The 25,652-nt window shown below is 37.4% G+C and carries 25 protein-coding genes; 18 read left to right on the top strand and 7 right to left on the bottom strand.

The window, feature by feature from the left end; translation table 11 throughout:
- Positions 1–14 precede the first annotated feature (14 nt).
- From manA to MHB74_RS25925, 15 genes are all read left to right on the top strand, one after another.
- Positions 15–959, top strand: a complete 945-nt coding sequence (gene manA / locus MHB74_RS25995) for a mannose-6-phosphate isomerase, class I (protein WP_061679390.1) — start codon at positions 15–17, stop codon at positions 957–959.
- A 104-nt stretch (positions 960–1,063) separates the two neighbouring features.
- Positions 1,064–1,975, top strand: a complete 912-nt coding sequence (gene tagU, locus MHB74_RS25990; protein WP_061679389.1) for a polyisoprenyl-teichoic acid--peptidoglycan teichoic acid transferase TagU — start codon at positions 1,064–1,066, stop codon at positions 1,973–1,975.
- A 98-nt stretch (positions 1,976–2,073) separates the two neighbouring features.
- Positions 2,074–2,892, top strand: a complete 819-nt coding sequence (locus MHB74_RS25985; protein WP_061679388.1) for an SGNH/GDSL hydrolase family protein — start codon at positions 2,074–2,076, stop codon at positions 2,890–2,892.
- Positions 2,893–2,981: 89 nt separating this feature from the next.
- A complete protein-coding gene (gene galE, locus MHB74_RS25980) occupies positions 2,982–3,974 on the top strand; it encodes a UDP-glucose 4-epimerase GalE (RefSeq protein ID WP_061679387.1) in 993 nt (330 codons plus the stop codon).
- Between the two features lie 122 nt (positions 3,975–4,096).
- A complete protein-coding gene (locus tag MHB74_RS25975; protein ID WP_061679386.1) occupies positions 4,097–4,768 on the top strand; it encodes a response regulator transcription factor in 672 nt (223 codons plus the stop codon).
- Positions 4,769–4,779: 11 nt separating this feature from the next.
- Entirely contained in the window at positions 4,780–6,210 is a 1,431-nt protein-coding gene (locus MHB74_RS25970; protein ID WP_061679385.1) for a sensor histidine kinase, read from the top strand.
- Between the two features lie 66 nt (positions 6,211–6,276).
- A complete protein-coding gene (locus MHB74_RS25965) occupies positions 6,277–7,059 on the top strand; it encodes a DUF3919 family protein (protein ID WP_061679384.1) in 783 nt (260 codons plus the stop codon).
- The gene (locus tag MHB74_RS25960; RefSeq protein ID WP_061679383.1) at positions 7,056–8,090 is read left to right on the top strand and encodes an ABC transporter substrate-binding protein; all 1,035 of its coding nucleotides are present in this window, start codon (positions 7,056–7,058) and stop codon (positions 8,088–8,090) included. Before MHB74_RS25965 ends, MHB74_RS25960 begins: the two co-directional genes overlap by 4 nt.
- 19 nt (positions 8,091–8,109) lie before the next feature.
- Positions 8,110–9,444: an MFS transporter gene (locus tag MHB74_RS25955; RefSeq protein WP_061679382.1), complete on the top strand. Its 1,335-nt coding sequence runs from the start codon at positions 8,110–8,112 to the stop codon at positions 9,442–9,444.
- Between the two features lie 239 nt (positions 9,445–9,683).
- Positions 9,684–10,877, top strand: a complete 1,194-nt coding sequence (locus tag MHB74_RS25950) for an efflux RND transporter periplasmic adaptor subunit (RefSeq protein ID WP_061679381.1) — start codon at positions 9,684–9,686, stop codon at positions 10,875–10,877.
- Positions 10,874–11,554 (top strand): ABC transporter ATP-binding protein, encoded by a 681-nt coding sequence (locus tag MHB74_RS25945; RefSeq protein ID WP_048542605.1) that lies wholly within the window; start codon positions 10,874–10,876, stop codon positions 11,552–11,554. Before MHB74_RS25950 ends, MHB74_RS25945 begins: the two co-directional genes overlap by 4 nt.
- Positions 11,551–12,753, top strand: coding sequence for an ABC transporter permease (locus MHB74_RS25940; RefSeq protein ID WP_061679380.1), 1,203 nt, complete (start codon positions 11,551–11,553; stop codon positions 12,751–12,753). Before MHB74_RS25945 ends, MHB74_RS25940 begins: the two co-directional genes overlap by 4 nt.
- A gap of 126 nt (positions 12,754–12,879) precedes the next feature.
- Positions 12,880–13,578 carry a Yip1 family protein gene (locus MHB74_RS25935; RefSeq protein ID WP_061679379.1) on the top strand — a complete coding sequence of 233 codons (699 nt, stop codon included), beginning with the start codon at positions 12,880–12,882 and terminating at the stop codon, positions 13,576–13,578.
- 16 nt (positions 13,579–13,594) lie between these two features.
- Positions 13,595–14,275, top strand: a complete 681-nt coding sequence (locus MHB74_RS25930) for a Yip1 family protein (protein ID WP_061679378.1) — start codon at positions 13,595–13,597, stop codon at positions 14,273–14,275.
- A gap of 218 nt (positions 14,276–14,493) precedes the next feature.
- On the top strand, positions 14,494–14,964 hold the full coding sequence (locus MHB74_RS25925; RefSeq protein WP_061679377.1) for a sigma-70 family RNA polymerase sigma factor: 471 nt from the start codon (positions 14,494–14,496) through the stop codon (positions 14,962–14,964).
- Positions 14,965–15,019: 55 nt separating this feature from the next.
- On the opposite strand, the gene MHB74_RS25920 is transcribed toward MHB74_RS25925, so the two are convergent.
- Positions 15,020–15,526 carry a competence protein ComK gene (locus MHB74_RS25920; protein ID WP_061679376.1) on the bottom strand — a complete coding sequence of 169 codons (507 nt, stop codon included), beginning with the start codon at positions 15,524–15,526 and terminating at the stop codon, positions 15,020–15,022.
- A 194-nt stretch (positions 15,527–15,720) separates the two neighbouring features.
- On the opposite strand from MHB74_RS25920, the gene MHB74_RS25915 reads away from it, so the two are divergent.
- Positions 15,721–16,119, top strand: a complete 399-nt coding sequence (locus MHB74_RS25915; protein ID WP_000731404.1) for a DUF4359 domain-containing protein — start codon at positions 15,721–15,723, stop codon at positions 16,117–16,119.
- Between the two features lie 20 nt (positions 16,120–16,139).
- On the opposite strand, the gene MHB74_RS25910 is transcribed toward MHB74_RS25915, so the two are convergent.
- Both MHB74_RS25910 and MHB74_RS25905 read right to left on the bottom strand, forming a co-directional pair.
- Positions 16,140–16,355, bottom strand: a complete 216-nt coding sequence (locus MHB74_RS25910; RefSeq protein ID WP_061679375.1) for a DUF2922 domain-containing protein — start codon at positions 16,353–16,355, stop codon at positions 16,140–16,142.
- A gap of 64 nt (positions 16,356–16,419) precedes the next feature.
- Entirely contained in the window at positions 16,420–16,644 is a 225-nt protein-coding gene (locus MHB74_RS25905) for a DUF1659 domain-containing protein (RefSeq protein ID WP_061679374.1), read from the bottom strand.
- A gap of 110 nt (positions 16,645–16,754) precedes the next feature.
- Between MHB74_RS25905 and MHB74_RS25900 the strand changes: the two genes are divergently transcribed.
- Complete coding sequence (locus tag MHB74_RS25900; RefSeq protein WP_016136054.1) at positions 16,755–17,240, top strand: VanZ family protein; 486 nt, start codon at positions 16,755–16,757, stop codon at positions 17,238–17,240.
- Positions 17,241–17,264: 24 nt separating this feature from the next.
- On the opposite strand, the gene MHB74_RS25895 is transcribed toward MHB74_RS25900, so the two are convergent.
- The 4 genes from MHB74_RS25895 to MHB74_RS25880 form a co-directional block, all read right to left on the bottom strand.
- Positions 17,265–20,021, bottom strand: a complete 2,757-nt coding sequence (locus MHB74_RS25895) for a DEAD/DEAH box helicase (protein WP_061679373.1) — start codon at positions 20,019–20,021, stop codon at positions 17,265–17,267.
- Positions 20,005–21,624, bottom strand: coding sequence for an SWIM zinc finger family protein (locus MHB74_RS25890; protein ID WP_061679372.1), 1,620 nt, complete (start codon positions 21,622–21,624; stop codon positions 20,005–20,007). Before MHB74_RS25890 ends, MHB74_RS25895 begins: the two co-directional genes overlap by 17 nt.
- A gap of 233 nt (positions 21,625–21,857) precedes the next feature.
- On the bottom strand, positions 21,858–22,160 hold the full coding sequence (locus MHB74_RS25885) for a DUF3910 family protein (RefSeq protein WP_061679371.1): 303 nt from the start codon (positions 22,158–22,160) through the stop codon (positions 21,858–21,860).
- 79 nt (positions 22,161–22,239) lie between these two features.
- A complete protein-coding gene (locus MHB74_RS25880) occupies positions 22,240–23,103 on the bottom strand; it encodes a cell wall-binding protein EntA (protein ID WP_061679370.1) in 864 nt (287 codons plus the stop codon).
- A 665-nt stretch (positions 23,104–23,768) separates the two neighbouring features.
- Here MHB74_RS25880 and opuD point away from each other — a divergent pair.
- Positions 23,769–25,286: a glycine betaine transporter OpuD gene (gene opuD, locus MHB74_RS25875; protein ID WP_061679369.1), complete on the top strand. Its 1,518-nt coding sequence runs from the start codon at positions 23,769–23,771 to the stop codon at positions 25,284–25,286.
- Positions 25,287–25,652: the final 366 nt, after the last annotated feature.

Raw genomic sequence — 25,652 nt, 5'->3', positions numbered from 1 at the left:
GGTTTTATACAAGAATGAAATCACCATTATTTTTACAACCTGTTCTTCAAGGAAGGATTTGGGGAGGTAAATCACTACAGAAATTTGGCTATGATTTATCCTTTGAATCAATTGGAGAATGCTGGGGGATTTCAGCTCATCCAAATGGGATGAGTGTTGTAGGGGAGGGGGCATATGAAGGAAAGTCCCTTGAACAATTGTGGAGAGATGAGAAGTATCTGTTTGGAGAATGCCCCTTAGAGAAGTTTCCGTTATTAACAAAAATACTGGATGCTAATAAAGATTTATCTGTACAAGTACATCCAAATGATGAGTTCGCAAAGGTTTATGAGAATGGCGAGCTTGGGAAAACAGAATGTTGGTACATTATTGATTGTAAAGAAGATGCTCAATTAGTATATGGCCATAATGCATATACAAAATCTGAATTTGAAGAGATGGTTAACGATGGGAACTGGGATGATTTACTTCGTAAAGTTGCTATTAAACCAGGCGATTTCTTTTATGTGCCAAGTGGAACGATCCATGCTTTATGTGAAGGAACAGTAGTATTAGAAACACAACAAAGTTCGGATACTACGTATAGAGTATATGATTATGAACGAATAGGTGCGGATGGTAAGAAAAGAGAATTGCATTTAGATAAAGCTGTTCAGGTTACAAGCATTCCACATGAAGATTATCAAGTTCGGCCAGAAATTATTGAGAGAAATGGTGCGTTAATTACAACTTACGTGCATGAAGAATATTTTTCGGTATATAAATGGGAAATTGAAGCGGAAGCATCATTTCAGCAAAGGGAAATCTTTCAATTAGTGAGCGTAATTGAAGGAGAAGGCATATTGGTTACTATTGATGGCGAGTTTTCTATTAAAAAGGGTAATCACTTTATTTTACCAATAACAATTGAAAACTTTATTATAAAGGGAAACATTACAGCTATTGTATCTCATTTGTAGAATGATAAATTCCCTTTTATTTTTAGTCAGTCTTAAGGTAATATAATGAGGTAGTGAAAAATCATTGTGTTATTTATAAATATTGATAAAGAAGGTAAAAAAATATGAAAAAGAAAATTTTATTTTGGATTTTAGGTATAATAGGTTTTCTGATAATTGCTGGAGGGGCATATGCATATTATGTCTATTCTAATGTGTCTAACACATTAAATGCAGTGCATAAACCATTAGATCGTGATAAGTCTGAAAAACGTGATAAGAAAGTAGATATTGCAGATAATAAGCCAATATCTATTTTATTAATGGGTGTTGATCAGAGAGCCGAAGAGACGGGGCGTTCTGATTCGCTTATGTTATTTACGCTAAATCCAAAAACGAAGTCTATGAAAATTACTAGTATTCCACGCGATTCTTATACAGAAATCATAGGAAAAGGTAAAAAGGATAAAATTAACCATGCTTATGCTTTCGGTGGTATTGATATGTCTGTTAAAACGGTAGAAAATTTCCTTAATGTACCGGTTGATCATTATATTGAAGTAAATATGGCTGGTTTTAAAGATATTGTAGATGCTGTAGGCGGGGTAGAGGTTAATAATGATATGGAGTTTACATATGGAGAACACTTTGAAAAAGGTAATATCCATTTGAATGGGGAACAAGCATTATTTTATTCAAGAATGAGATACGAAGATCCACGCGGTGACTTCGGCCGCCAAATGCGCCAGCGTCAAGTTATCCAAGCCGTAATTAAAAAAGGTGCAAGTGTTTCTTCTCTAGCAAGTTACGGTGATGTGTTAAAAGCGATTGAAAAAAACGTTAAAACAAGTTTAACGCAAGATCAAATGTTTGATATTCAAAAGAACTATAAAGATTGCATGCAGAACAGTGAAGAAATCCAAATCCCAGGTGACGGTCACAAAGCCGCTGACGGTATTTGGTACTATTACGTTCCAGATGCAGCGAAACAAGATATTACGAATAAGTTAAGAGCGCATCTTGAAGTGACTAAGTAATATGTAATAACCCAACTCCTTTGGTAGGAGTTGGGTTTATTTTTGCGTGAATTTATATTAGTATTATATGTTGTGAGATTAATAGATGAGGTGAATCGATGAATAAGAAAGCAGTACTTGTCCTAGTTATTTTTGTATTGTTTGTCGCTTCGGTTGTGAGCGGTAAATTGTACTGGAATAAGAAAGTTGCGCATGCGACAGGGCAGACGAGTGAAGTAACGAAAACGAAGTCTGAAGTGAAAGATAGTGGAGCGAAGAAGACAGAGAAAAAACAAGATGCGAAGTCATCTTTTAATGAAGCATATGCGAAGAATTTACCAGATGAAGTGAAAGAGAAGTTGAAGAAAGCTGCCGAGGATAAAAAGGCAGTAAACCTTATTATTGTTGGTGATGAAGCTTCTTCATCTGAAAAAGATGCTTGGGCAGCTAAGTTAACGGCTAATTTAGAGACTGCTTACGGTAAAGGTTTATGGAATGTGACGGTAAAGGAATATAAGGGTGAAAGTACAGAAGAGTTAATCGCAAATAAGCGTGATAAAGAGATTGCGAAAGATAATCCAGATGTGATTTTATTCGAACCACCATTTATTACGGACAATGGTAAAACTGGTAATGGAAACTCAGTTGCGAGTACACAGAAATTTGTTCAAGCACTTTCTACTAGTGCAAAGGGCGCTACGATTATGATTCAACCACCAAACCCAGTGTATGGTGCGAAGAATTATCCGAAGGCGATTGAGGCGTTAAAGCAATTTGCAACGCAAAATGGTTATACATATGTGGATCATTGGGGAGTATGGCCTGATGCATCAACGAAGGCTATCCTACCATACTTAACAGAAGAATTCGGTTTCCCAAGTGCTAAAGGGCATGAAGTTTGGGCACAATATGTAACGGATTATTTCGTTGCTAAGTAATAAAGGTACACAAAAGGTATACGAGCAATCGTATACCTTTTATAATAAGAGAGTGAGTAAGAAATCCTAATATATGTAGGAGGAAGACAATGAATTCAATTCTAATCTGCGGTGGAGCTGGTTATATCGGTTCTCACGCTGTGAAAAAATTAGTAGACGAAGGTTTATCTGTAGTAGTAGTAGATAACTTACAAACTGGTCATGAAGATGCAATTACGGAAGGTGCGAAGTTTTATAATGGCGACCTTCGTGATAAAGCATTTTTAAGAGATGTTTTTACACAAGAAAATATTGAGGCTGTTATGCATTTTGCAGCTGATTCTTTAGTTGGAGTTAGTATGGAGAAGCCTCTTCAATATTATAATAACAATGTGTATGGTGCACTTTGCTTATTAGAGGTAATGGATGAGTTTAAGGTAGATAAGTTTATTTTCTCTTCTACTGCGGCAACGTATGGTGAGGTAGATGTAGACCTTATTACTGAGGAAACGATGACAAATCCAACGAATACGTATGGAGAAACGAAGTTAGCAATCGAGAAGATGCTTCATTGGTATAGCCAAGCTTCTAATTTACGTTATAAGATTTTCAGATACTTTAACGTGGCTGGTGCAACTCCAAATGGTATTATTGGGGAAGATCACCGTCCAGAGACGCATTTAATTCCTCTTGTACTGCAAGTGGCGTTAGGTCAACGTGAGAAGATTATGATGTTTGGTGAGGATTATAATACACCAGATGGTACTTGTATCCGTGATTATATTCACGTTGAAGATTTAGTGGCAGCTCACTTCTTAGGGCTTAAAGACCTACAGAACGGCGGAGAGAGTGATTTCTATAACTTAGGAAATGGTAATGGTTTCAGCGTAAAAGAAATCGTTGATGCAGTTCGCGAAGTTACAAATCATGAAATTCCTGCTGAAGTTGCGCCGCGTCGTGCGGGAGATCCAGCACGTTTAGTTGCTTCTTCTCAGAAGGCGAAAGAGAAGTTAGGATGGGATCCTCAGTATGTAAATGTGAAGACAATCATTGAGCATGCTTGGAATTGGCATCAGAAGCAACCTAATGGGTATGCTAAATAAAATATAATAAGTGAAAGAGAGGGTATTGTCGTTCAACATATGTTCGACAATACCCTCTCTTTTTTTATAGGATTTTTGCTATACTAAACTGTACTATAAGACAGGATGGAAGGAGGAAAATAATGAAAATACTTGTAGTTGATGATGAATCGAGTATTCGTAATTTGATTCGGATGCAGTTGGAGATGGAAGGGTATGAAGTGCTCACGGCGGCTGATGGAAGAGAAGCTTTAGAGAAATGGAATGAAGGGCCGGATGTATTGATTTTGGATGTTATGCTTCCAGATACAGATGGGTATGAGTTGCTTCGTTTGTTCCGTGAGAAGAATAGGGATATTCCAGTACTGATGTTAACTGCGAAGAGTCAGATGAATGATAAATTGCTTGGCTTGCAGCTTGGTGCAGATGATTATGTGACGAAGCCGTTTAATTATGCGGAGCTTATTCTTCGGGTCAAGAATATGACGCGGCGTGTGAAGAAGACAGAGGTAACGGTAAGTCATGAAGTGATTGGGGCGGGTGAGATAACGATTTGTCCTAAGGAAAGAAAAGTGCATGTTAGTGGACAAGAAATTCAGTTAACGTACCGAGAGTTTAATTTATGTCAGTTGTTTGTTTCCAATCCGCAGCGTGTATTTATGAGAGATGAGTTACTTGAGAAAGTATGGGGATTTGAGTATATCGGAAATACGAGAGCGGTTGATATTATGGTGCAAAGACTGCGGAAGAAGCTAGGGAATAGCGGGGAATATATTAAGACAATTTATGGCGTCGGCTATAAACTGGATTGTTAAGTGGTGATGGTATGTCTTTAAAGAGAAATATGGTGTTTGGAATAGTTGGACTGTTAATCCCGATTTTTGTTCTTTTGTACGCAGTTGTTTATATTACGTTAGAAAAGAATATGTATCATAACGCGGCGAATTCTTTAGAGAAGTTAAGTGTAGAAGCACAAATTTATACGATGAATTATTTAGAGAAGGAAGCAGAGGTCGAGACGCTCGGTCCGAATTCGCTTTTAATTGCTTCGTATTTAGCGAAGCGTATGGATGTACGTGTACAGATGATTGGGAAGAATGGAGATGTTGTGGCGGATACGCAAAAGGGAGCACTTCTTCATCGGAATATCGATATTGCGAGTTCTTTGAAGGGGAAGAAATCGTATGTTTTTGAAGAGGGAGACCCAGCTCCAATTCTTTTGTTTTCAAGCCCAGTGTATTATGGAAACGATGTCATTGGAAGTGTTCGTTTTATAAATGAGTTAACGGGTGAGAAGGAAGTTTTAACAAATGTCGGTTGGACGTTTTTAATGACGTCTCTTTGCCTCGTAGCTGCGGGTATTTTCTTTGCAATTCGTTTGGCGAAGTCTCTGCATAAGCCGATTGATCAGTTAAGACAAATGGCAAAGCGGCTTGCGAATGGGGATTATAAAAGCAAGATTGAGCTAAATGAATATGTGGAAATTGCTCAGCTTTCAGCATCTTTTAATGCGATGGCTGATGGAATTGAATTGCATATTAAGCAATTGAAAGAGGAGAAAGAGAAGCAGAAAGATTTCTTAGACCGTATTACGCATGAGCTAAAAACGCCGCTAACGGCAATTATTGGCTATGTGGATTTAATTCCGAAGTTAAAGGCGAAGGAAGATGTACAGGAAAGCCTGCGTTATGTAGCTGTAGAGAGTGAGCGTTTATTATCACTTGTGGAGGAATTACTGAAGTCTTCAAAGTACGGGACGAGTACGTTTGAAGTGTCACCTACAGTTGTGAATATAAAGGAATTAGCAGAAGAAGCAGTTTCAATTGTGAAACCTCGCCTGCAGAAATTTGAGATTGAAGTGATAAATGAGTTAACAGATGTACATGTTGTTGCGGATTTTGATAAGACGAAACAAATCTTCTTAAACGTGCTTGATAATGCGATAAAATATAGCGATGCTACGCAAATTCGTATGAATGTAATTGTAAATGAACGTGAGGCGAAGGTTTTTGTTCATGATGATGGCATTGGTATAGATGAAGGTGTGCTTGCAGAGTGGAATGAATCGCCAGAAGGGAAGGTACTTCCTTCTAGTTACGGGAATGGTTACGGCTTGTATATTTGTCAGGAGATTATGAATAAGCAGGGCGGAAGTATGCGAATTGAGAGTAGTGAAGATGTTGGTACTACAATATTTATTACATTCTTGCTTCCGAGACGGATGGAAGACATAAAAAACTTGAAAGCGGTTAAATGATACATTTATGAAACAATTATGCGGTATTTTCGAAACAACGTTTTTTTATCTTGGAGGTAGGCAGAAATGAAAAGGCTATCATTTCAAATTCTTATGTTTGTCCTTTGTATAATTGTTTCTCTTATTTTGTTTTATGTGATGGAGAAGCAAATATACAATCGAATCACAATAGTGAATGACAAACAAACTGTTTTACAAAGGGTGAATGAATCCCTACCTACTGAAATGAAGGTTAGGCATGAAAAGTGGGGAGAAATTGTTATAACGGATGAAGTTCGTTTGCATACGATTGTTTCATTCTTTGACCGAATTCAAATAGAACCGAGAGAAGCTAAGAGTCAAGAACAAGTATTTACTGGAGAAGTAACGTACTTGAATGGACATAAACGTACTTTTGCAGTAGGTGACTTGTTCCAGTACGGGGCTGATATGTATGGAAAGAATGGTACGGATCCAATGATTTCAGCATTTCAAACGTATTTATTAAGCCTGTATTACACACCAGAGCGTATTAGTGATTTTTTTGCGTCAGCGCAGGATGTCATAGTGCGCCAAGGTGATGTAGAACGTGCGATGAGTCTTACGCACATACTTGATTCGATTCGGTACGCAAAGCAAATTACAGATTACGGAGAAATACAGAAATTATTACAATCACAGAATGAACCGATTGCTTATATTACCGCTTATAAAACAGGGAAGCGTATAAAGAATGAGCGAGAAGACATTCTTACTATTTCTGTATATCCATCGTACTTTGTTGTGCAATATCTCGGTGATAATAATGGGAATGTCATGTATATGAAAAGCTCCCTCGCAAATTTATTTGTAAAGGAGAATGTGTCATGAGAAAGATAGCCTTTTTCTTCTTTTTGCTAGTAATTGGAGGAGCGATGTCTAGTTGCTCTCGAGATACAACCTCTATTAAATATAATAAAAGTGGTCTCCCTATTTTGGAGAATCGTCATCTTGTTGCGTATGTAGCAGCTCGTGAGGAAGTTGGTGAAGCTTTGCTTTCATCATTTTGTAAACCACGCGGTTGTACGTATGAATTTATTCGTCTTTCGACAGAAGAGCTTCTTCGGAGGGTAGAAGAGGAAGCTGGAAATCCGAAAGCGGATATTATTATTGGCGGTACGGTAGACGCGCATCAAATGATGAAGCAAAAAAATCTATCTATTCCTGTTACGAGTCAGCATGCGAATCGTATTTCAAAAACTGTTAAAGATAAAGACGGTTATTGGTACGGTTATGAAGTGGAGAAACTGGCAATTGCGATCAATAAAGAGCGGTGGAATGAAGAAATAGCACCGCTCGGACTTCCTTATCCATCAAGGTGGCAAGATTTATTAAATCCAGTATATAAGGGAAAGATTGTGATGCCAGATCCAAATGTATCAGGAACAGCATATACGTTTTTTCAATCACTTATTGATACGGTAGGTGAAGAGGAAGCGAAGGAATATGTTAAGAATCTCGCAGGACAAGTTGGTGAAGTAACGGTGAATGGTTACATACCGGTGGAGCTTGTTGCGAGCGGTGAGTATATGATAGGCATCAATTTCATGGGAGATCAGAGAATGCTTCAAAAGCAAGGCTTTCCAATTGTAAGTATTGTACCGGAGCAAACAGGATTATCTGTTAATGCGATTTCGAAACTAAAACGTGCACCGAATGGTATTATTGCGGATTTATTTATTGATTATTGTTTATCAGAAGAAGCGGGTCACATTTTAGAAAAGGTTTCGTTTGGCGTACCAACAATGTTTACGAAGAACGAGAAAGAAATTGAAGGACAGCCGGTTAGAAGAACAAACAAAAATATATCAAATAGTGGAATAATCGAGATATGGAATAGACAGCGTCTCTCTCAGAAGTGAGAAAAGGAGACGGAAATATATGTTTAAATGGCTTAAGCCAGCACCTGCAATTGAAAGATTGCCAGCGGATATGATCGACCGTGTATATCGATTACTACGTATCCGTGTATTGATGGGAATTTCAGTTGGGTATGCTGCTTATTATTTAGTTCGTAGTAACTTTACGTTATCTAGTACGTATTTAGTACAAGAATATGGGTTTAGTACAGCTGAAATTGGACTACTAGGTTCAATCATGGCAATTGTTTATGGGTTTAGTAAGTTCTTTATGGGGAATTTATCAGATAAAGCTTTCGCCCAGCGCTTTATCGCAGTCGGTTTATTCTTATCAGGGCTTGTAAATATTTGTTTCGGTTTTGCATCGTCATTTGGAATGATTGTTACACTACTTGTTCTAAATGGTATTGTACAAGGTATGGGAGCACCACCTTGTAGTATCGTTATGACAAAATGGTTCTCAAAAAAAGAACGTGGTACGAAAACAGGTATTTGGAATATTTCACATAACGTTGGCGGGATGCTTGTGCCACCACTTGTCGGAATTGGTGTAGCTATTTTTGGTGAAAATCATTGGCAAGGCGGCGTGTTTATTTTCCCTGCGATTATCGCAATGGTAATTTCAGTTCTTGTTTGGATTAATGCGAAGGATACACCAGAATCAGAAGGTCTTCCTCCAATTGATGAGTATCGTAATGACTATGAAAATCTTGAAAAAGCAGATCATGCTAACAAGATGTCACCAAAAGAAATTTTAATGAAATACGTAGTAAAGAATAAATTTGTATGGTTCTTATGTATTGCGAATGCATTTGTGTATTTAATTCGCTTCGGTGTTATTAACTGGGTTCCACTTTATTTAACGACAGTTAAAGGTTTCTCAAAAAATGAAGCACATGCGGCATACGCAATCTTTGAAGGTATGGCAATTCCAAGTTCATTAATCGTTGGTCTTTTAAGTGATAAATTATTTAAAGGAAAACGTATGCCATTATGTATCATTAGTATGGTCGGAGTTGTTATTGGTACGTTTGTATATTGGCAAGCAACTAGCATACTTGTTGTAAGTATTGCAGTTTCTATTATCGGTTGTTTAATTTATGTACCACAGTTCTTAATCGGTTTAAGTGCGATGGAATTAGTACCGAAATTTGCAGTAGGTACGACAGTTGGTATGTGTGGTCTGTTCGGTTATGTAGGCGGAAGTCTTGTAGCAAACGCAGCAATCGGTGTTATTGTTGATCGTTCTGGCTGGGACGGTTGCTTCATCTTACTATTAACAGGTGCAATTTTATCAACAATCTTCTTGTTCATCGTTCAACGTGGACATGAGAGAAACGCTCCTAAAGCTGCATAATATTTTGTTCGAAAAGCTATCCAATTATCATGTTGGATGGCTTTTCTTATATTAATATAATCTTTCCTTAAATCTATCTTAAAAGACAATATGTCATATTTCTAATCATTGGAATTTTTGTTACAATATAAATGGATGTGTAAAACTTTGTAAAAAGAATGTAATAATATGTAATTTATTTTCAGAAAGTTTTATACATTTTTTATATTAAACTATTAAGTTATAAAGGGAGCGAGAAAATGATACCAAATACGGTTCGTACTCCAAACAAGAAGAAGAAATGGATTATTATCGGGGTCATTGCACTAATTGTTATTGTAGCAGCAGTTAATATTTTTATTATGCAAGGCAAGAAGAAAGGAGCATCAACATCTGCTGATGCTGTGAGCTTTGAGAAGGTAACGGAGCGAAAGCTTAATAATACGAAATTAATTTCTGGTCAGGTAAAACCAGGTAATATTGAAAGTTTCTATGCGGATCCGACTAAAGGAAAAGTGAAAGATATTGCAGTGAAAGAAGGACAAGAGGTAGAGAAAGGTACGAAGTTATTCTCTTATGATAATGAAGAGATTAACTTGCAAATGAAGCAAGCTGAGCTTGATCAGAAGATGGCGGACATGCGTTATGATCAAGGAAAGAAGAAAATTGATTCGTTGAAGAAAGAAATTAAGAAGGCAAAGGATAGCGGAGCTGGGAAAGAAGTAACGGATCCGATGGACGAGCAAGTAAGTGAGTTAGAGATGGCGCAAAAGACAACTGATCTTGAGAAAGAAAAAGGGAAGTTGCAGAAAGAAGAATTAAGTAAAAAGCAGAAAGAGCTTACGATTTATAGTAATTTTACTGGTGTCGTTCAAAAGTTAGATAAAGATGCGGCGCAAAGTTCATCTCAAGCGTTAGGTGGTCAAGGGAAAGCATTTTTACAAGTGGCGTCTAAAGATCCATTCCAAGTGCAAGGGACGTTAACTGAGCTTCAGAAGTCACAAATTCAACCAGATCAAACATTTACTGTTACTGCGAAAGCAAATAGTAAGAAGAAGTGGACAGGTAAGATTACAGAAGTAAGTGAATTCCCAACGAGTGCAGAGATGGCTCAAGCAGGCGGTATGGGGGAAGCGACTCAGAATATGTCCCAATATACATATAAAGCAAGTCTTGATAGTCAAGATGGTTTATCTCCAGGTTATCACGTTTCTCTGCAAGTAAATTTAGAGAATAAGACGATGATTGCTGTTCCAACTAAGAGCATTGTGGAAAAAGACGATGATGCATTTGTTTATGTTGAGGATAAAGGAAAGCTTCGTAAACAAAATGTGAAAAAAGGTTCTACTGATGGAGACTGGACAGAAATTACTGAAGGCGTAACAGTGGGGCAAAAGGTGGTTAAAAATCCTTCCGACGATGTGTATGACGGAATGGAAGTGAAAGAGAAATGATTACGTTAAATAATATTGCTAAAACGTATTATCAAGGGAAATTAGCAGTGCCGATCTTACATGATATTAGTTTAACGATTCAAAGTGGTGAGTTCGTTTCGATTATGGGACCTTCTGGTTCTGGTAAATCAACGCTTATGAATATTATCGGTTGTTTAGATCGTCCAACAGAAGGCGAATATATGCTGAATGATGTGAATATCTTAACAGCAGATGAGTCAAAGCTTGCTTTAATTCGTAATGAATATATTGGCTTTGTGTTTCAGCACTTTAATTTGCTGCCGCGTCTTTCAGCAGTAGAAAATGTTGAACTTCCGCTCGTATACGGTGGCGTGAAGAAAGCAGAGCGTCGTCAAAGGGCTCTAGAAGCGCTTGGTAAAGTTGGTTTGTCAGATAGGGTTCATCATCTGCCGAATGAGTTATCAGGTGGACAGAAGCAGCGTGTAGCGATTGCAAGATCGATTGCGAATAATCCAACGTTCATTATGGCCGATGAGCCAACTGGTGCGCTTGATACGAAGTCTGGTGAGCAAGTTATGAATATTTTCACGAAGCTTAATGCAGAAGGTACAACGATTGTTATGGTTACGCATGAAGAGGAAGTAGCAGCGTATTCTTCCCGCCGCATTGTACTGCGAGATGGGAAAATTACAGAAGATAGAAGGTGTGCGGTATGAGCTTACTAGATAGTATAAAAATTGCCCTATCTTCTATTTTAGCTCATAAACTGCGTTCAGCTCTTACGATGCTCGGTATTATTATCGGCGTTGGTTCTATTATTACTGTCGTTGCGATTGGGCAAGGCGGAGAAGCGATGCTGAAGTCGAAATTCGCGGGTTCTGGTGGTAATAACCTTATGCCAATTCAATTTAAACCAGATATGAATGATGAGTTTGCTATAGGCGGATTTGAAATACCGAAGTTAACAGAAGAGGATATTATGGAAGTAAAACAAGTGAAAGATGTTTCACATGTTATTACGACAAATTCGACAACAGAGATATTGGATGTAAATGATAAAAAAGCAAATTTGAATGTTATTGGTCTTGATAATGAATACTTTGCGGTTAATAAAGTAAAGGTCGTAAAGGGACGTACTTTAGGTGAATCAGATATTTCTCATGCAAATAACGTTGTGATGATTAGTACAAAAACAGAAGAGACGTTATTTAAGGATGTAAACCCAGTTGGACAAATTATTGAGATGAAGGGGCAACCGATGCAAATTATTGGTGTGTATACATCTGATAATGAGTTTATGGGATTTGAAATGGAAGAAGCGTTAATCCCCCTTACATTATGGCCAGTTTTATTCGGAACAGATGATATTCAAAATATCGCAATTCAAGCTAAAAATGTAGACGATTTAGAAGCAGCTGGGAAACAAGCTGTTGATGTATTAAATAGTCGTAAGCCAAGTGAAATTCCAGGTAAATATGAACTGGTGAATTTAAAAGAATTACAAGAAAATGTTTCTAAAGTCACTAGCATCATGACGATGATCATCGGCGGTATCGCTGGTATTTCGTTAGTCGTTGGTGGTATTGGTGTTATGAACATTATGCTCGTATCTGTAACAGAGCGTACGCGCGAAATTGGGATACGTAAAGCACTTGGGGCAACACGTAGTAAAATTTTATTACAGTTTTTAATTGAAGCAGTTATGTTAACGCTTCTAGGTGGTTTAATCGGAATTGGTCTTGGATATGGCGGGGCCTATATCGTTTCCACATTTGCGAAATGGCCACCACTCGTTTCGTGGGAAGTTGTCGTTGGAGGCGTACTATTCTCTATGACACTCGGTATTATTTTCGGATTAATTCCGGCGAATAAAGCTGCTAAATTAGATCCAATTGAAGCATTACGTTATGAATAAGTTAGCAGTGTAGTAGAGAGGGGGCTCTCTACTACACATTACCGTTCTAGTGGGCGGTTCGTAGCCTCATAAGAGGAAGTGAACCGCCCGTTAGAACGGGTTATATAAATAGAAGGAGGCGTTATAATGGAGGCGAATTTGAATACACAAAAAGCTGGCGGAGAGAAGCCATCATTGTTTGGAATGATTACTTCTCCTGGTTTACAGTTTGAGAGAATGAAGACGAGCGAGAAAGTTTGGGGTATGTTCTTCTTAATGGCGCTATTACAAGGGCTGTTAAGTGCTTTTACTACATACGTTACGAATACGTCACCTGAGATGGTGAAAGTGAAAAAAGAACTAGGTGAATTCGCAGGACAGAGTTCACTGACATCCGATGTTATTTCTGGCATTGTGTCGGGTACTATAGGTGGTATGCTGGCAACATTCGTTGTTGCAGCTATTTATAAAGTGTTTATGATGTTCTATGGGAATGATACCTCTTATAAAAAATTAGTAACGATTATTGTATATGCGAACATTGTTGTTATTATTGGTGGATTTATTAATGGTATTATCGCTTTCATTTTAGGTGTTGCACCAACTGCATATACAAGCTTAGGACCACTATTTGAAGAAGGTTCAGTTGCTTATGGAATAGGGAGTTCGATTGAAGTATTTTATTTATGGAATATCGTTTTAATTTGGTTAGGACTGCAAATTACAGCGGGAGTAAGTAAAGTGAAAGCAGCGATTCCAATTATCGTTTTATTCATCATTAAAGCTTTATTCTTAGCAGCAATTGTTATGTTAATTGCGGCATTCTTACCGAATATGCCAGTATAAATAAGGGAGCGTTATAATGGAAACGAATATTAATACGCAAGATGTAGGTTCTAAAAAGCCATCGTTATTAGGGATGATTACATCTCCAGGTGAACAGTTTGAGAGAATGAAGACGAAAAGTCCGGTCTGGGTAGCGTTTATCTTATTTATTCTAATTGGGACGGTTACGACAGCTGCGGTATTTTATTTATCAGTGGTTAATACACCAGAAGTGGCAAAAGAAATAAATGGCCAAGATGGGCAGATGATAAAATGGTTTGCACTTGGTGGCGGGGCACTTTTCGGATTATTTGGAACACCTATCGGTCTCTTTATTGCAGCAGGTTTCTATAAAGTAATTATGATGTTAATGGGCAATGATACTCCTTACATGAAGATATTATCTATTTACCTATACGCTAATCTTGTTTTCTACATTGGGAGCTTGTTAAATGTAGGATTAGGTTTGATTTTCGATGGAAATGGAACGGATACTTATACGAGTTTAGCCCCTTTATTTGAAAAAGGGACAGTTTTAAACGGCATTGCATCTTCAATTGAGATTTTTAATATTTGGAGTTTAATTTTAACAGGATTAGGGTTACATATTGTGGCAGGTTTAAGTAAGAAAAAAACGACAATTTTAATTGTAATTTTCTTTATTTTAACGATAGGGTTAGGTTTTCTAAAAGGTTTAGGAAACAGTTTTGGTGCATAATATGATTGGATTAAAAGGTGGCTCTTCCAAGAGTCACCTTTTTTATTTTTACCCTTATTTCAAATACAACCAGCAAAATTTCAAATTCTATTTCATGTAATTTCAAATTTCGGCGGTAGTATTTGAAATTACTCACAGTGAAATCGCTTCTTTATTTTTATATTGTGGAGGTACCGGCGGAATAACAAAGAGGTATACCTTTTAGAAGTGGGTACTGTGTGAAACCAGCTACTTTTAAAGAGGCGGTTGTTTTGTATGAAGGTATGATTGTGAATCAAATAAAGAAATTAGGTATTTATCAAGATCATGAAGAGTATTATCAATGTGGTTTAATTGGTCTTTGGTATGCGTATGAAAGATTTGATGCGGAGAAAGGAAGTTTCCCAGCATATGCAGTTGTAACGGTGCGTGGTTATATATTAGAAAGGTTGAAGAAAGAGTTTGCGGTGCAAGAAAAGTGTGTATATGTAGGAGAGTATGAGGATATCTTCCATTTTGAAGATATTGAAATGAAAGCGAAGGATTTTATGAGTGTGTTAGATGAGAAGGAAAAGTACATTATTTTTGAACGATTTTTTGTAGGGAAAACGATGGGTGAAATCGCTAGCGAGATGGAAATGACCTATTATCAAGTGAGGTGGATGTATCGGCAAGCACTTGAGAAAATGCGAAGTAGTTTAAGAGGGTAAATATTATCATAAGAATGGAAGGCAAGGGATATTGCTTTCCATTCTACTTATTATGTTAAGGTAGTAAATGTAGTAAGAGGTTTTTAAATTGTAGTGAATCTTGCATGTTCATACGTGATAATACGTATCCAGCCTTTAATAATTGTTGTTTTAGCCTATGGGGACTGATATGTATTGTTGTAGTAGTACCATTTGAAAAATGAATGTTAGCTTTTTTACTCTTTTTGAAAAACTCTATGTCATCTATATGGTTATAAAACAGCCATATACAGTTTGGAGAAGAAGGAGATTCTGTCGGGAAAGCACAAATATATTCTCGATGATTAATTGGAATTGGGACATTTTGTTTGAAATGAAAGTTTGTTTGAACTGCTTTCCGTCTGCCTTGATAAGTAGAGTGAACATTGGTTAGACAAGATTGTTTGATGAGTTGGAGAGCAGTTTGACAGGAGTAAAGATGGTTCCCGCTACTTTCGATAATCTTTGTTTGATATTGAGGGTGCTTGTATGGCTCTAACATCATTGTAGAATTAGAAATAATAATATCATTTTCGTCATTCATAAATTTGATTCCCCCTTTATAAATGATAGTAATTCTCAATATAATTATATACGAATTAAGTAAATTAATTGTTAATATTCTGTTTCATATTGTAAATTTTGGCTATTCGTTTACAATCAATAGATGATAGTCTTTCTAATTTGCATCGCTTGTACATATATATGAAAATAGAAAAGAGTAGGCGGTGAGATAGTATGAAGAAAAAGTATATTATTATGGCTCTAGTTGTTGTTCTTCTAGTATATTTAGCAAATAGTAATCCGAGTAAAGGTGAATATACGGATTGGGCAGCAAAGCAGTTTATGAAACGTAATGATGTAAGTAAGAAGCTAGACGAAGTTCAAAAGGAAAATGAAGAGGGTCTCCTTGGCGATTTAGCATCGGCTGGTAAGAAGTTGGCGAAAAAATATGTTGAGCCACAAGTTGGATTATTAATCGAGAATTATACAAAGCGAAGTGATTATATTTTCTTCTCAACATATACGACCGAGTTTGATATAGGTGGAGAACACTATAAATATGTATGCGTCGGTTTTTCAAAAATCTTTATTCCGATTGAAATGCCGAAGAAAAAAGACGAATCTGCAAAATGATGCAGATTCGTCTTTTTCATTTATAGAGTAATGGGAACTTCAGATACATTCCTTTCTACAAGACGGGCTCCTTTTTTTCGAGTAGTATCATTAATTGATGAAAATACAGATGAGGCAAGAATCGTATCCATTACTTGATCTACGACTTGTGCATCGACGGGTGTGATAGGTTTTTCGATAGAAAAAACAACTGTTTTTCCATCTTCTTTTGCGAAAATTAATTCTAGTACTTGCATATGTTATTTCCTCCTTTTTTTATCCAGTTAGGCAGGGCCGATTGGCGCTGATTAAAGTTTCACCTTATAGGTTAGAAAGATCCGATGTGCTAACAAGTTGTATAGCGTGAAGCGGTGATGCTTGTACAGAAGCAAGAGCACGTGCTACGTTTTGTACTTGTTCTAAGTTTGCGTTTGTTTTAACACGCTTAAATTGTTTGTGCTTAAAAACTGTTTTGCCGTTCTTATCTAATCCACTGTTTAAGACAAGACGTAAAGTTAAGTCCATTACGATTGTTTCGACTGCCATGTTTATCACCCCCTTTCACTTTATAAATAGAGTGCAAATGTCATGTTTTGGCGTGAAATTTATTCTTTTTTTTGGTACGCTTAAAAGACTAAGAGAGGGGTTTCGGAAGAATGAATCGTAAATGGTTATTTTGGATTCCTGTTTTACTATGGATGGGGTTGATTTTCTATTCCTCGGCACAACCATATAAAAAGCAGGATATGCGTTCGGATATTGAACAATATGTAAATGTGGAGTTTGTGAAAGAGCATTTCTCATGGGTATCTATCGATTATGGCGGTGGTACACCTGTTAGCATTGCAAATAAAGGTGTAGGCGGATTTGTTGAGTTTTTCCTTCGTAAAGGAGCTCATTTTATGGTGTTCTTTATGCTTGGTTCATTGACGTATTATGCTTTTCATCGATCGGGTTATTCGAGAAAGCGGTGCTTTATATACGCTCTTCTTTTCGTTGCGGGATATGCAACATTTGATGAAATTCATCAATGGTTTACGGGAGACCGTACACCGATGTGGCAAGATTCATTACTGGATACGTGCGGTGGATTAACAGGAATTATAATAAGCAATTGGTTTTGGAATAGAAAAAGGAGCTAATCTTTTGAGATTAGCTCCTTTTTCTCATACACCAAGCAATTCTTTTAGTTCATCTGTAGATAGTTCGGTCATCCAACTATCGGTTGTAATGACGGCGTTATTTAATGATTGTTTTCTTTCTAACATTTCATCAATTTTTTCTTCGAGTGTCCCCGTTGTAATAAGCTTATGAACGTGAACGAAGCGTTTTTGACCAATGCGATATGCACGGTCTGTTGCTTGATTTTCTACAGCTGGATTCCACCAACGGTCGTAGTGAATGACATGGTTGGCAGCGGTTAAGTTTAAGCCAGTTCCACCTGCTTTTAACGATAAGATGAAAATGTCATACGTTCCGTTTTGGAACTGCTCGATCATTTTGTCTCGTTCTTTCTTCGGTACACTACCGTTTAAGAAGAGAACGCGCTGACCGAAATGTTCTTCTAACACATCTTTTAGCATGTTCCCCATACCGATGTATTGTGTGAAGATTAAACAACTTTCATTTTGATCTTTTATATTTTCAATGAGTTCCATTAGCGTACTCGTTTTCATGGAACGTTCGATGATGTCTTTTGGTTCTGTTTCTTTTAAATAAAGAGCAGGGTGATTACAAATTTGTTTGAGCTTGTTCAGCATGAGTAATATAAATCCGCGTCTTTCAATCCCGCTTAATCCTTCTACATTTTGCAATGTATCTTGAACAAGTTGTTCATATAAGGAAGCTTGTTCACCAGTAAGTGGGCAGTAAGCTTTCTGTTCTTGTTTATCTGGTAAGTTTAATGCGACGGTTTGATCTTTCTTCGTACGACGCAGTAAAAACGGCGAGATAAAACGTTGAACTTGTTGGATTTTTCCTTCGTCACGGTCTTTTTCAATTGGTGAGACGAAGCGGCGTTGGAATTGTCCTAAGCTGCCGAGATATCCATGATTAATGAAGTCGAAAATAGACCAAAGCTCGGCAAGTCGGTTTTCCATCGGTGTACCGGTTAAAGCGATTTTGTGATTTGCTGGCAAGTTTCGTACTGCCTTCGACTGTTTCGTATGTGGGTTTTTAATATTTTGTGCTTCATCCAAAATAACAGCATCCCAGCATAACGTACTCAGTTCTTCTTCATCAAGCTGAGCTAATGCATAAGATGTTAATATAACATCTGCTGATTGAAGGAAGTCTTTAAATGATTCGCCTTTCGCTCGGTTACTTCCATAATGTAACTGAACACGTAAATTTGGTGCGAAACGCTCAAATTCTTTTTGCCAATTTCCAAGAACAGATGTCGGTGCCACGATTAAGGCAGGGCCTGTTTGGAGATTGTTCTCTTTTATATATAGTAAGTAAGTGATCGTTTGAATACTTTTCCCAAGTCCCATGTCGTCAGCTAATAATGCTCCGAATCCAAGCTTTCTTAAATATAATAACCACTCAATGCCATGTTGTTGATACGGACGGAGTGTTGCGTTTAGTGCAGAAGGGACATCTACTTTTGGAATATCTCCAATGTGCAATAGTTTTTGGAATAGCTCTTCATAATATCCATCTAGCTCGATTTCAATATCGGTAAATGGACTATCTTCTTCTACAATTTCTGCCTCAGCAGTGTTTGATAAATGTTGCTGAAGGACATCTTTCATTTCGAGTCCATATTTATCGGCACGGTTCATGAGTTTTCGTACTTCTTCAATAAAGGCTGGATCCAGTCTCATCCATTGACCATTTATATTGAATAACCGTTTGTTTTGTTCAACGAGTTCGAAAAATTCGCTTTCGGATAAATCAATGCCGTTCGTTGAAATGCGCCAGTCAAAATTAACAAGCGTATTCATGCCAAAGAAAGATTGCGTTTGCGTAGCATTTTGCTTCAGCTGTACACGTAATTTTGGTTTTGTTGCTTTTAAATTTTGCCACCATGATGGTAGTAAAATCGTAATACCTGCGGCGAGTAATTCGTTACTTGCTTCCGTTAAGAAGTTCCACGCTTCTGTTTCAAAGAGTTCACTTCGGAACATCTCGTCTTCTTTTAACCACGGTACGAGCTTACTGAAGCCTTCTTGTGTTTCTAGAATACGTTCTTCATAATCGTGCCATCGCTTTGGTAAAGAATCGATACTCTCATATACATATATGCGATGTGCCCCGCGCTTTGGTGTAACAATTGTTTCAAGCTTCCACATTTCAAATTCTTCTTGCGGTTCTTGTAGCCGTAGTCCGATTGTAAAGGGAAGGTCATCTTCAATGTAACCAATTTTGCGAAGCCAATCTTCTTCATGTAGTGCTGCATCCAATTGTCTTTTCGTAAAGTCGTAATGTTCATAAAGTCTCTTGGCATCTTCCCATCCATCATTTGAACGGTTATCTTGTAATATGCTTTCATTTACCGCAGTCGAGAAAAGAGATGCCAATGTGTCATCTTCGATTGGGGTATTTTGAACTTTCCAAGATGGTTGCTGAGACCAACGCTCCATATCAGGTACGAAGCTACCGCTGATGAAGGCATCCCATAATTCGTTCGCATCTTCCGTAAGTGCTGTAATAGGGCCGTTCATTTGAATATGGGCAAAGGAGTTCATCGGTTTATTAGCGATGTATTCAAATGCTTGTGCGTTTGTTAGCATAACACCTTGTTTTCCTTCAAAGGTCGCTTCTTTTAGAAACGTGCCGTAGAAGGAAGTGGAGTGCCATGTAAATGCATTTCGTTTCCAACTTGTTACGGATAATGGAGTACCGCTGTCATCTTCTCCCCAAAGGAACCAACCTTGACTAACGTGCTGGAGCCTAATTGTTACTTCAGTTTGATTGATCATCGATTAATTTTCCTTTCCGTAATTCCTCTTGTAGTGCACGCAGACGTGAATGTAAGTTTGCGGTGTGAATAATGAAAGCATCCCATTCATCGGTACGCTTCAATCGTTTATATAATGTACGTAATTTCTTTAAGTAACGAACTGCGCGTCTATATGATTTACGATTTCGCTCTTCAATGGCCTCAGTAGCAGCAAGGTGATAAAGAGGAAGGGCCGCTTCTGGTGCTTCCTTTTCAATATCTTTCAGAGGCTCTTTCAAAAGTTCAATGGCTTCAAATCCATGTAAGAGCTGAAGTTCTGCCCATGTACGATATTGCTTTTTCGCGAGTACGTATTGCTCATAGTTTGCGAAACTATATGGTAATAGCTCTTGCAAAATCATTTCGAGTCCGGCTTGTTCATTTGTATGGGTTGCATACGTTTCATACATGATGACAAATAAGCGAACGATATCTTTTATGAAAATTGTATTTTCATGCTCATGTATCGTTTTCTTCACTTGCTTATACGTAAAGGAAAGCCAGTTTTTCGCACGATCCCACTGCATTGTATTTAATAGCTCTTCTAACCAATAGAAGTATAGACTTACAACAGAAGCAGGTTGTTTCTTAAGTAAATCCATCGCTAATAGGTCTTCGTCATTTAAAAAGAGTAGATGAGAAGATGCTAATGCTTTGGAAAGTGGATTGATTTTCGTATCGATTCGCTTTTCTTCTTCTTGTAGTTGCTCTTTCTTTTGTAAGAGTTCACTCCATATGTGACGATAAATAAAAAATCTCTCTTGTGTATAGGCGTCGGTGGAGAAGAAGACTTCGTGAACGAGACGAGCTGTTTCTTGCAAAATTGCTTCAGACTCTGAAGGAATCGCTTCTGATTGTAAGTCCCGAACGATGGATTCCACTTTATCTACAAATAAGCGAACGACGTTAACAGGCTGGTGATAAGAATACGTTTTATTTGCTTCGAAGTCCTGAATCTCTTCTAGTAATTTTTGAAAGCAATAAAGCGCTGCGTGTAGCCTAAACAACTCATGTATCGCAACAATGCGCGGAGCCTTCCGCTCGAGTTTCGTATAGAAGTCCGTAAAAATACTCATAAGAAAATACATTTGTTTATAAGTAAGCCGAGCTTGTTCTTTTTTAAATGATTCATATTCGTTATCAAAATATGATTGCCAACTTTTATAATCCGTTTCTTCAAAAGCTGATGATTGCAATACTTGTCTTGCAGTTCGAATAGGAGGAAGGGAAGGTTTCGTATTATTTTTAAATAAAGTTAATACATCTCCTACTTGCCCGAAACTAGATGCTGCAGATAGTAACACAGCAAGCATATGCTCACATTGTGTTGGTGCGAAGCAATCGCAATAGCTTTCAGCGACGTTACGAATCGGGATATGGACGCTATATACGCTGCCTGTAGCATCTACAGTTCCTGATAGCGTATAACCATCAAAGTCAACGTTGTAGACAAAACCACTACGATATAGGTGCCGAGCTGTAGCGACATGTTCCTGATCAGCTGTTTGCTGTGGATCTAGTCCTTGGACGAACTCATTCGCAATCATCATAATTTCATCTTTCGTAATTGAGTGTTGCAGCATAATATTCCTCCGTACACATATTTCTTTCCTTTACCATTATAAACAAAAAATGCCCAAAACAGAAAAAATGAAATTTACATTATCATATTGTAACTGTGAATGGAAATGGAAAGGTGTTTTTCAATATTTTTGAACGGCATCTTTTTGTAGTTTATATCTCGTGTTCAAGAAGAGAAAACAAAAAGGATATCACTTAGCCAAAAAAACCAGCTAGATGATATCCTTTTTTACAATTATGAGCGCGTTTCCTTTAATATCGCTTGCACATATGGATCATGTAATATTTGTTCTACGATTGGTAACATATTTTGTTCGAATGGAATGTCGATAGGAAATGGCTTTTGTGAGCCGGGTTTGATTCCATATTGGACAATTTTGTAATGTGTATTTTCTTCAGAGCTGAGCACAATTAATTTATATCGATTGTCATCACCAGCGAGTGAAAAGTCAATGGAAGTAGCATCGTATGTTACTTCATCTTTATATATATACGGTTTTGGTGTACCGATCCAGTCTACTTTTGCTTGTACATTCATGGACATAACCTCCTTATAGCTATTATAAAAAAATAAAAGCCAGCTCTCAACAAAGAGAACCGGCTTTAGCAGTCATTGGTTATTTTAAAATTTTCACTTTAACAGTTTTGCGTCCCCATTTTTGAGCAGCACTATCTGATCCAAGTAGGATGTCGATACGGTTACCTTTAATTGCACCGCCAGTATCTCCAGCGATAGCTTCTCCGTAACCTTCAACCCATACTTTAGATCCTAATGGGATTACTTTCGGGTCAACAGCAATCATTTTCATGTTTGGGTTCGCTGTTAAGTCATGACCCATTGCAGTTAATACACGGCCGCCGTATGTGCCACCGTTTTCGCTTGGGTGAGCTGTATATGCTGTAGCTACAACTGTTAACTCACGACCATTAGAAGGTTCGCTAGTTTCAGCAGCTTTCACAGCAGGCTTAGCAGCTGGTTTTGCTTGCGCTTTAGCTGGTGCTACAGTTTTAGCAGGAGCAGGTTGTTCTTGTTTCTCAATAACAGGTGCTGTACCTGTTAAGAAAGGAACGTGAACATAAGCTGTTTTCCCGTTATATTCGAATTGTAACCACTCATTTTGTACTTGGTTCGTTGTTTCGATCATATCGTCTTTCGTAAGCGTCCCAAGAATTTCTGAGTCTGTGTTCGCTTCAGCACGTACGTTTAATACGTTAGCTGTTACATAGTAGATGCTTTTTGTAAACTCTGAACTTACGAATGCGTCTTTACCATCTAAAGTGATTTTTGACCATCCGTTCTCTGTATTTTGAACATCTATTTTATTACCGTTTAGTAATTTACCGACAACTTTTGATTCCGTAGTAGGGTTTTCGCGTACATTTAGTACGTCTGTTGTTACAACAGTTTCTGCATTAGCAGATGATGTGAAAATCCCAAGACCAAAAACTGCTGCTGTTGCTATTCCAATTAATTTTTTCATGATAGCCTCCATTGCGTTTGTTTTCGTGTCCTCATTATAGCAACAGATTTTTTCGGATTTCGGGAAAACACACAATTACAAACCATTCGTAATAAGTCGTTAACATCCTGTAATATAACAAAAAATATAGGAAAGCGTTTTTCATTCCATATGATTATTAGGTTTCTACTTATATTCAAAATATTTAATACAACATATTGTTTTCGGCGTAAATAAAAATATTACAGGAGTGTTACATGATGTTTACTAAACGATTACATTCCTTGAGTATTTTACCGTTTTATGGGTAATATAGTTATATAAACATAAACATTTTGTTTGTGAAACTATAAACACGTGCTATATACTAGCAAAAAAACCGCATAATTGTTACAAACAGAAAGGGTTGCAAGGAAGAAAAATGCCCTTTTTTACATCTGTAACACATCCTTTTTTGGGAAAACACATTCCCATCCGCATTTTTCTCGCACAATTTGACAGCAGTATTTCGATCTTGTAGCTCTTGCAGAGTAAAAAGGTTATACGGAAGGTAAGGCTGTCCATAAGAATTCGAATTGGTGAAGGTGAAAGTAAGAAAATCACCGCAAAAATCATAGTTTTCTATCCGATTTTACATATCGGAATTGATGTTATTTACAAAAGTGAAACCTACGAAGGGGGATTTGATGAGGAAACTGACAAAAACATTCATCGTTTCATTAACATTATGTATTGCATTTACAATTTGGGGGATTATTCCCGAATCTATTATTGGAAAAGGTAGCCTAGGAAATGTAACAACCGCAATTCAAACTGCATTAGTTAGTAAGTTTGGATGGTTCTATATTATTTCTGTTTCTATTATATTAGGTGTGTCTATCTTTTTAATTGTTTCGAAATACGGTTCTATTCGTTTAGGTAAAGATGATGATGAGCCTGATTATAGTTATATGACATGGTTTGCTATGCTATTTAGCGCTGGTATGGGTATCGGCTTAGTTTTCTGGGGCGTTGCCGAACCGTTAAACCATTTGTACGCACCTCCATTTGGAGAAGGTGCAACTGAGGAAAGTGCGCGTCTTGCACTACGCTTTTCATTTTTCCATTGGGGATTACATCCGTGGGGACTATATGCATTTGTAGCGCTGTGTATTGCTTACTTTACTTTTAGAAAAGGAAAAGCAAGTACGATTAGTGCGACAGTAGGTCCGTTATTTAAAGGCGGGGAACATGGGCGTATTGCTCATTCATTTGATGTGTTAGCTGTTTTCGCAACTGTGTTTGGTGTTGCAACATCATTAGGTCTTGGTGCGAAACAAATTGCTGGTGGTGTTAGTTATTTAACATCTATTCCGAATTCATTGCCGACACAGTTAGTTATTATTGCAATCGTAACCGTTCTTTTCATGTTATCTGCGCAAACAGGTCTTGATAAAGGAATTAAATATTTAAGTAATGCGAATATTATTTTGGCGTTTGCACTTATGATTATTGTATTATTTGCAGGTCCAACAAACTTTATTATGAATTACTTCACTTCAACAATCGGTTCTTATCTTCAGGAATTGCCAAGCATGAGCTTCCGTTTAAGTCCATTAGATGAAGGCGGAAACCAATGGATTCAGTCGTGGACAATTTTCTATTGGGCATGGTGGATTGCATGGTCACCATTCGTAGGTACGTTTATTGCTCGTGTTTCACGAGGACGTACCATTCGTGAGTTTGTTATCGGTGTGTTACTCGTACCGACTGTAATCGGTGCGCTTTGGTTCTCTGTTTTCGGCGGGACTGGTATTCATATGGAGTTGTTTGGTGATGCACATATCTTTGAAAAAGTGAAAGAGATGGGAACAGAAGTAGGATTATTCGCTATGTTTGATCAGATGGGAAGCTTTGGATCAGCTTTATCTGTTCTAGCAATTCTTCTGATTTCTACATTCTTTATTACATCTGCAGACTCTGCGACATTCGTTTTAGGGATGTTAACGACACATGGTAGTTTAAATCCACCAAACCGCATTAAAATGGTTTGGGGTATCGTTTTAGCAGCGTTAGCTTCTATCTTATTATATGTAGGTGGATTAGAAGCCTTACAAACGGCAGCTATCATAGCAGCATTCCCATTCGTATTCGTTATTTTCTTTATGATGGCAGCATTATTTAAAGAGTTACAAAAAGAAGGGCGTATGAAGCGTCATAAATAATAGAAGGAAAAAGAGCTGATTATGTATCAGCTCTTTTTTATATAGAAGGAACTTTAACAGCAAGTCAGGGAAATAAAATACTTTACTATATAAGTAGTATGCCTTTTATGCAAAGGAAAATCGATACGTTTCGACAAATTCCGATAATTTGTAAATTCTATTCATATTTTTGACAAAAAATTGTCGGAAATGTGTTGTCACGTTTATGTATATGTGCTATATTATTTCCTGTAAGCGATTTCAAATAGTTTTAAAGCGCATTCAAGGGGGACATCTAGAATAATGAAACGTTACGAAAGAAAGTGGAAGCATATTTGTTTGAAACGTGTGGCACATCGTAGTGTCCAAGAAAGCACGGAACCTAAG

This window comes from Bacillus sp. FSL K6-0069 (assembly GCF_038007785.1).
Classification (GTDB): Bacteria; Bacillota; Bacilli; order Bacillales; family Bacillaceae_G; genus Bacillus_A; species Bacillus_A mobilis.
Note: the sequence above shows the minus strand (reverse complement) of the source record. Positions and strands in the feature narration are given on the sequence as shown.

What these genes read in the sequence shown, in the direction of transcription:
- manA (WP_061679390.1), top strand. Translation starts at nt 15, where the DNA reads ATGAAATCACCATTATTTTTACAACCTGTTCTTCAAGGAAGGATTTGG.
- tagU (WP_061679389.1), top strand. Translation starts at nt 1,064, where the DNA reads ATGAAAAAGAAAATTTTATTTTGGATTTTAGGTATAATAGGTTTTCTG.
- MHB74_RS25985 (WP_061679388.1), top strand. Translation starts at nt 2,074, where the DNA reads ATGAATAAGAAAGCAGTACTTGTCCTAGTTATTTTTGTATTGTTTGTC.
- galE (WP_061679387.1), top strand. Translation starts at nt 2,982, where the DNA reads ATGAATTCAATTCTAATCTGCGGTGGAGCTGGTTATATCGGTTCTCAC.
- MHB74_RS25975 (WP_061679386.1), top strand. Translation starts at nt 4,097, where the DNA reads ATGAAAATACTTGTAGTTGATGATGAATCGAGTATTCGTAATTTGATT.
- MHB74_RS25970 (WP_061679385.1), top strand. Translation starts at nt 4,780, where the DNA reads ATGTCTTTAAAGAGAAATATGGTGTTTGGAATAGTTGGACTGTTAATC.
- MHB74_RS25965 (WP_061679384.1), top strand. Translation starts at nt 6,277, where the DNA reads ATGAAAAGGCTATCATTTCAAATTCTTATGTTTGTCCTTTGTATAATT.
- MHB74_RS25960 (WP_061679383.1), top strand. Translation starts at nt 7,056, where the DNA reads ATGAGAAAGATAGCCTTTTTCTTCTTTTTGCTAGTAATTGGAGGAGCG.
- MHB74_RS25955 (WP_061679382.1), top strand. Translation starts at nt 8,110, where the DNA reads ATGTTTAAATGGCTTAAGCCAGCACCTGCAATTGAAAGATTGCCAGCG.
- MHB74_RS25950 (WP_061679381.1), top strand. Translation starts at nt 9,684, where the DNA reads ATGATACCAAATACGGTTCGTACTCCAAACAAGAAGAAGAAATGGATT.
- MHB74_RS25945 (WP_048542605.1), top strand. Translation starts at nt 10,874, where the DNA reads ATGATTACGTTAAATAATATTGCTAAAACGTATTATCAAGGGAAATTA.
- MHB74_RS25940 (WP_061679380.1), top strand. Translation starts at nt 11,551, where the DNA reads ATGAGCTTACTAGATAGTATAAAAATTGCCCTATCTTCTATTTTAGCT.
- MHB74_RS25935 (WP_061679379.1), top strand. Translation starts at nt 12,880, where the DNA reads ATGGAGGCGAATTTGAATACACAAAAAGCTGGCGGAGAGAAGCCATCA.
- MHB74_RS25930 (WP_061679378.1), top strand. Translation starts at nt 13,595, where the DNA reads ATGGAAACGAATATTAATACGCAAGATGTAGGTTCTAAAAAGCCATCG.
- MHB74_RS25920 (WP_061679376.1), bottom strand. Translation starts at nt 15,526, where the DNA reads ATGAATGACGAAAATGATATTATTATTTCTAATTCTACAATGATGTTA.
- MHB74_RS25915 (WP_000731404.1), top strand. Translation starts at nt 15,721, where the DNA reads ATGAAGAAAAAGTATATTATTATGGCTCTAGTTGTTGTTCTTCTAGTA.
- MHB74_RS25910 (WP_061679375.1), bottom strand. Translation starts at nt 16,355, where the DNA reads ATGCAAGTACTAGAATTAATTTTCGCAAAAGAAGATGGAAAAACAGTT.
- MHB74_RS25905 (WP_061679374.1), bottom strand. Translation starts at nt 16,644, where the DNA reads ATGGCAGTCGAAACAATCGTAATGGACTTAACTTTACGTCTTGTCTTA.
- MHB74_RS25900 (WP_016136054.1), top strand. Translation starts at nt 16,755, where the DNA reads ATGAATCGTAAATGGTTATTTTGGATTCCTGTTTTACTATGGATGGGG.
- MHB74_RS25895 (WP_061679373.1), bottom strand. Translation starts at nt 20,021, where the DNA reads ATGATCAATCAAACTGAAGTAACAATTAGGCTCCAGCACGTTAGTCAA.
- MHB74_RS25890 (WP_061679372.1), bottom strand. Translation starts at nt 21,624, where the DNA reads ATGCTGCAACACTCAATTACGAAAGATGAAATTATGATGATTGCGAAT.
- MHB74_RS25885 (WP_061679371.1), bottom strand. Translation starts at nt 22,160, where the DNA reads ATGAATGTACAAGCAAAAGTAGACTGGATCGGTACACCAAAACCGTAT.
- MHB74_RS25880 (WP_061679370.1), bottom strand. Translation starts at nt 23,103, where the DNA reads ATGAAAAAATTAATTGGAATAGCAACAGCAGCAGTTTTTGGTCTTGGG.
- opuD (WP_061679369.1), top strand. Translation starts at nt 23,769, where the DNA reads ATGAGGAAACTGACAAAAACATTCATCGTTTCATTAACATTATGTATT.